At 48.1% G+C, this 6,027-nt stretch carries 7 protein-coding genes, 1 rRNA gene and 1 other RNA gene; all 9 read left to right on the top strand.

Annotated features, from left to right (window positions below):
• Window positions 1–493 precede the first annotated feature (493 nt).
• Window positions 494–988 (top strand): tRNA adenosine(34) deaminase TadA, encoded by a 495-nt coding sequence (gene tadA, locus BM058_RS17750; protein ID WP_090929091.1) that lies wholly within the window; start codon window positions 494–496, stop codon window positions 986–988.
• A 68-nt stretch (window positions 989–1,056) separates the two neighbouring features.
• Window positions 1,057–1,221 (top strand): YycC family protein, encoded by a 165-nt coding sequence (locus tag BM058_RS17745; protein ID WP_090929088.1) that lies wholly within the window; start codon window positions 1,057–1,059, stop codon window positions 1,219–1,221.
• A gap of 100 nt (window positions 1,222–1,321) precedes the next feature.
• Window positions 1,322–1,587, top strand: an RNA gene (gene ffs, locus BM058_RS17740) — signal recognition particle sRNA large type.
• Between the two features lie 208 nt (window positions 1,588–1,795).
• Entirely contained in the window at window positions 1,796–3,520 is a 1,725-nt protein-coding gene (dnaX, locus tag BM058_RS17735) for a DNA polymerase III subunit gamma/tau (RefSeq protein WP_090929084.1), read from the top strand.
• Window positions 3,521–3,543: 23 nt separating this feature from the next.
• Window positions 3,544–3,852: a YbaB/EbfC family nucleoid-associated protein gene (locus BM058_RS17730; protein WP_090929081.1), complete on the top strand. Its 309-nt coding sequence runs from the start codon at window positions 3,544–3,546 to the stop codon at window positions 3,850–3,852.
• A 15-nt stretch (window positions 3,853–3,867) separates the two neighbouring features.
• Window positions 3,868–4,464, top strand: a complete 597-nt coding sequence (recR, locus tag BM058_RS17725) for a recombination mediator RecR (RefSeq protein ID WP_090929078.1) — start codon at window positions 3,868–3,870, stop codon at window positions 4,462–4,464.
• Between the two features lie 14 nt (window positions 4,465–4,478).
• Window positions 4,479–4,700, top strand: coding sequence for a YaaL family protein (locus BM058_RS17720; protein WP_090929075.1), 222 nt, complete (start codon window positions 4,479–4,481; stop codon window positions 4,698–4,700).
• 514 nt (window positions 4,701–5,214) lie between these two features.
• Window positions 5,215–5,481: a pro-sigmaK processing inhibitor BofA family protein gene (locus tag BM058_RS17715; RefSeq protein WP_090929072.1), complete on the top strand. Its 267-nt coding sequence runs from the start codon at window positions 5,215–5,217 to the stop codon at window positions 5,479–5,481.
• Window positions 5,482–5,791: 310 nt separating this feature from the next.
• A 16S ribosomal RNA gene (locus BM058_RS17710) occupies window positions 5,792–6,027 on the top strand; the annotation flags it as partial.

Raw genomic sequence — 6,027 nt, 5'->3', positions numbered from 1 at the left:
AGCGAAGGCGTCGGAGACGAAGGCGTGGAGAACTTCCATCCGCCTGCTTCCATATGCGGTTACGGCTGCCGATAACCCGAAGGGTTCCACGGCATACAGGACAAGGTAACACTTCCATACTTTTCACTAAAAAGAGTGGAATGCTCTGTCGGCAGTAGACGATACTGTGATATAATAAGCATATACTGTGATAAGAGACTTCGGTACTCGTGGGGACGAGTGGGGCCGGAGTCTCTTTTTTCCTTTCTATGGCTTCTTATGGACAGTATACCCGTCTATGGATGGACAGGCAACGCCGTCAGCAATCGGTCATTTGAAAACAGCATTAACAGGTAACGTATCATCTGGATTGTATTGTTCTTCATACGGCTTGTAAACAGCGGTATTCGGCAGGTAAGCGCATGCCTTTGGCTGGTAAGAACCGTTCCTGAAAAGAAAACGAGAAGAATTTCTGATAAAATCATCAGGTAGAATGGTGTAAAAGGAGTGCCTGATGGTGGCAGAAGAAGAATGGATGAAAGCGGCTCTTGCCGAAGCGGAAAAAGCAGAGGCGGAAGGGGAAGTACCGATCGGCTGCGTCATTGTTTATCGGGAACAGGTCATAGGAACAGGGTATAATCAGCGGGAAGGAAGCCAGCAGGCGTCCGCTCATGCAGAGATGCTTGCCATCCGGGAAGCATGTTCTTTTATGGGGAGCTGGCGGCTTGAAGACTGTACTTTGTATGTCACCCTCGAGCCCTGCCCGATGTGTGCGGGAGCGATCGTCCAGTCCCGGATCCCGCATGTCGTATACGGCGCTCCCGACCCAAAAGCCGGATGCGCCGGTACGTTGATGAATCTGCTGGAGGAAGAACGCTTCAACCACCGCTGCTTTGTGGAAGGACAAGTCATGCTCGAAGCGTGCCGGGAACTTTTGACTGGTTTTTTTCAAAAGCTGCGCCGGGCAAAACAGCGCCGCGCCCGTAACGAACAACCTTTCGGTGAATGATGGATTGGATTCGCGGGAAACCCGTGATATAGTAGAACGAGAATGAGTGATAAGCGGGAGGGAACACGGTGCGTCCAAATCAATTTTCTGCAGAAACAGCCCGGAAGGTTGCCGAGAAACTGAACATGCCGATTGAACATATTGTTCATACACCGCCGCAGGTGATCATGGAGAAAATATCGGAGCTTGAAAAGAAAGAAGAAGAGGAAATGATGGAAAAGAACAATAAATAAATTTGCCTTTTACGTGGCTTGTCTATTGCGTTTTTTTCTGAAACGCGATATACTGATTATTGCACTCTTTAGGGAGTGCCCAAAAATGTTAACAACTTTGCCGTGCTAGGCGGGGAGGCAGCGGTGCCCTGTACTCGCAATCCGCTACAGCGAGGCTGAACCCCTTCTCGAGGCTTTGTTTCTGTGGGGCCTGACCCTTGTAAGTGGTGTTGACATCCGGGTTCTGTGCAACGGAAATTCGTGAACCCTGTCAGGTCCGGAAGGAAGCAGCAGTAAGCGGACTCTTCTGTGTGCCGCAGAGTCGCCCGGATCGAGCTAACTGCCTGGGTAACGCTCATGGATTCATTGCCGACAGAAGGTGCACGGCTTCTATACATATTATCTGAAAAACGGCTCTCTACGGTGGGCGGTTTTTTTTATATGGCTTAAAGGATTGGAGACCTGTGCCCTGGATTGTTGCGCATCAAAAGGTACCGGACGTAAATGTACCCGCTGGAAATATCTCTTTATTTGAGCTTTGAAAACCGGTCATGGAAACGGTATAATAGAACATGAAAAGAAAGGAGGTCCCGGGGTGAGTTATAAGGCGCTGTACCGGGTCTGGCGTCCTCAGAAACTGGAGGATGTCGCAGGCCAGCATCACATCACCCAGACACTTCAGAATGCGCTCGGAAAAGAAAAGTTTTCCCATGCTTATTTATTCAGCGGCCCGCGCGGTACAGGGAAAACAAGCGCCGCCAAAATACTGGCAAAAGCCATCAACTGCAAACAGGCACCTGTACAAGAACCATGTAACGAATGTGCGGCATGCAGAGGCATTGATGACGGCTCGGTCGTTGATATTATCGAAATTGACGCAGCTTCCAATAACGGAGTGGATGAAATACGGTATATCCGGGACAATGTCATCGCAGCCCCCCGGGACGTTCGTTACAAAGTATATATTATTGATGAAGTTCATATGCTTTCCACCGGAGCTTTCAACGCGCTGCTGAAAACGCTGGAAGAGCCGCCGAAACACGCTGTTTTCATTCTTGCGACAACGGAACCCCACAAAATTCCGCTGACAATTGTTTCACGCTGCCAGCGTTTTGATTTTAAGCAGATTACCTCAAGGGATCTGGTGGACCGCATGACCTTTGTTCTAAAGGAAGAAGGCATCGAAGCTGAAGAAGAAGCGCTGCACCTGATTGCCCGCGCAGCCGAGGGCGGGATGCGTGATGCACTCAGTCTGCTGGATCAGGCTGTGTCTTTTTCGGAAGGAAAGATTTCCTCTGAGGATGTTCTCGCTGTTACCGGAAGCGTTTCCCAGCAGTTTTTAACAAAAGTGGTGCACGCTCTCGAAGATAAGGATACGCCTTCCGCCCTGGCATCCGCCGATCAAATGATACGGGAAGGTAAGGATCCCCTCCAGTTTATGGGAGATATTATTTACTACTTCAGAGATATGCTTTTGTATCAGACAGCCCCCGGACTGAATGAGATGATGGACCGGGTGACGGTGGATGAAACATTTGAAGAACTCGCCAAAAAGATGGACACCGCACGGCTGTACGAAGTGATTAATCAGCTGAATCAGTACCATCAGGAGATGAAAGGCGCAAGCCATCCCAAGATCTTTCTTGAAATGGCGTTAATCAATATCTGCCATACGACAGAAAGCAGTTCTGCACCTCAAAACGCTGCCGATCAGTCCGAAATTCAGTCTTTGAAAGAAAAAATCTCCGATCTGGAACAGCAGGTGAAAGCTGTCAAAACTCCCGCTGCTGCCAACGCGGATACTTCCGGGAAGAGGGATACGGGAAGTGCCCGCCCGGAAACAAGCACACCCGCCGCCGGTATTTCTACCACACGCGGAATCGACGGCAGAATCAGACAAGTGCTGACCCGTGCAACGAAACAGGATCTTCAGGCGGTGATGAATGAGTGGAGTGCTGTTATGAAGGAAGTGAAACAGCAGAGCGTCCCCGGCCATGCCTGGCTCAGTGATGCCAAGCCGGTAGTTTCTGACGGAGAGACGGTGCTGCTTGCGTTTCAGAATGAAATGCACCGCAGCATGGTCGATACTAAATTCCGGGAATTAGTGGAATCGGCTATGCAGACAGCCGGCAGGCCTTTGCAGCTTTTGACCGTCCAATCAGCGCAGTGGGAAAAAATCAAGGAAGAATTTAAACAGCAGTATAAGGAAAAAGATGAAGAAGAGGAAGATGCCGGAGACGGACAGGAAGATACGGAAGATCCGATAGTGGATGAAGCAGTGAAGCTGGTTGGATCGGATTTGGTGGAAATCGAGGAATAATACCTAATCAGGAGGTCATACAAATGAAAAATCAACAGAACATGATGAAGCAGATGCAGAAAATGCAGAAACAGATGCAGAAGGCACAGGAAGAACTGAAAGAAAAGACGGTGGAAGCAACATCCGGCGGCGGCGCGGTGAAAGTAACGGCAGCCGGGGATAAGCGTATCGTTGATGTTGAAATCGACCAAGACGTCGTAGATCCTGAAGATGTAGAAATGCTCCAGGATCTTATTCTCGCAGCTATGAACGAAGCACTGAAAAAAGTGGACGAATTGACAGAGCAGGATCTTGGAAAGTTCACTAAAGGAATGAATATCCCCGGTATGTGATAGGAGGAGGATAGGGTGCAATATCCGACACCTATATCCAAACTAATAGAAGGTTTTATGAAATTGCCGGGTATCGGCCCCAAAACGGCGAGCCGCCTGGCTTTTTATGTGCTTGATATGAAAGAAGATGATGTTCTGGATTTTGCCAAATCCCTCGTGAATGCAAAGAGGGATTTAACGTATTGTTCTGTCTGTCACCATATTACAGATGTTGACCCATGCCAGATATGTGAAGATACCTCCAGAGACCGGACCTCCGTCTGTGTTGTGCAGGATTCCAAGGATGTCATGGCCATGGAAAAAATGCGGGAATACACCGGCCTCTATCACGTCCTTCATGGAGCGATATCACCGATGGACGGCATCGGTCCTGAGGACATCAAAATCCCTGAACTGATTCAACGTCTGCAAAATGATGAGATTCAGGAAGTCATCATAGCAACGAATCCCACCATTGAAGGGGAGGCTACAGCCATGTACATCTCCCGCCTTGTCAAACCAACAGGGATTACAGTCACCAGACTTGCCCATGGTCTCCCGATCGGCGGCGACCTGGAATATGCGGACGAAGTAACACTCTCCAAGGCGATTGAGGGGCGCAGAGAACTTTAAGGTGGGAATTCGGCATGCTGTTTCAGAAAAAAAAGATTCGCCAATCGGAAAATGAACAGTTGGTTTACTTGATTCAAAGAATGAAAGAAGAACTGGATCAATACGAACGTCTTGTGGAGCGGAGTATTGAACCTCCGCCCGATGTGCTGACAGAATTAAAACGAAAGCGGGCCAAATACCTGTTCTTGTTAAAAGAAGCCCGGGACCGCCGCATCAACGGTCATCATGACTTATAGTAAAAGGGACTGGGACCAAATCATTGCGAATGAAAAAAGCCCGGACGATTCATCATTGAATCGTCCGGGCTTTTTTACTGCACTCTTTTGTTCCACACTCTTCTTATAGTAGACAGGCGTTTGTGAAAAACAGAAAATGCGCCATTGGATGGTTGGATCTGGAGAAACATAATACCTTTCTGGAGGGTCCACTGCAGGTTGTTACATGCTTTCATGGCATCACATTCGCAGGATAGAGCTGTTTGATAAGCCGTTAATAGGATGGATTGGATATTCCGCTTCTCTGCGGAAGTGTTTAGTGAATTCCGTCTGTCTACTATTCCTGGTTTGGTAACGGTTGTATCAGAGGCCAATATCCGCAGAGATGCGGCGCTTCAGCCGCATCTTATCTATACGAGTGCTCCAGAATGTTTGTGTTTATCACCTGCAAAAACAAAATAGGGCAGAGGACAGAGAAATAAATACACGGGCTTGTACATAGACATAAAGAAAAACATATACAGGGAGGAAAAACATGAATCCCATTCTTTACATTTCACTTGCCGGAGTAGCTGCGTGTTTATTCTTTATGTTTGGCAAAGGCGGAAGGTCGATGAGATGGACAGGGAACCTTTTGGTGAAATTGATACTCGGAGCTTTGGCATTATTTTTTCTAAATGCATTCGGAACTGCTGTGGGTTATCACCTGCCTATTAATACAGTTACGGTTTCTGTTTCCGGATTGCTCGGGATACCAGGTATTTTGATGCTGATTGCTATCGATATCTTTATTATTGGATAAAAAATTTTTATGTTATTGACATTTATATATGAGACGTTATAATAGGAAGTCCCTTCAATAAGGGAACACCCCATACAAAAGAAATCCGGCATTATACCTGCCGCCCGCTGTAGTAAAGATTTTAAAGCTCACAAAAAAATATGGTGAGAGGGATTGACTTTATACAGTCCGGGGTGATAAGATATTTAAGTCGCTGGTTAAGAGCGGCATACAAACTGCCCTTTGAAAATTGAATGAAAGTCAAGCGTCTGTCAATTCAAATGGTCTGCGGACCATACAGATAAGAAACACAGCACAGCATCAAACTTTTTTAATGGAGAGTTTGATCCTGGCTCAGGACGAACGCTGGCGGCGTGCCTAATACATGCAAGTCGAGCGCGGGAAGCGGACGGAAACCCTCCGGGGTGGAAATCCGTGGAACGAGCGGCGGACGGGTGAGTAACACGTGGGCAACCTGCCTGAAAGTCCGGGATAACCCCGGGAAACCGGGGCTAATACCGGATGGGCCTGTCGACCGCCTGGTCGACGGGGAAAAGTGGGGATCTT

The sequence above is a fragment of the Salibacterium qingdaonense genome (assembly GCF_900114715.1).
Lineage (GTDB): Bacteria > Bacillota > Bacilli > Bacillales > Marinococcaceae > Salibacterium > Salibacterium qingdaonense.
The sequence above is the reverse complement of the archived record's forward strand: the minus strand, read 5'-3'. Positions and strand labels throughout refer to the sequence as shown.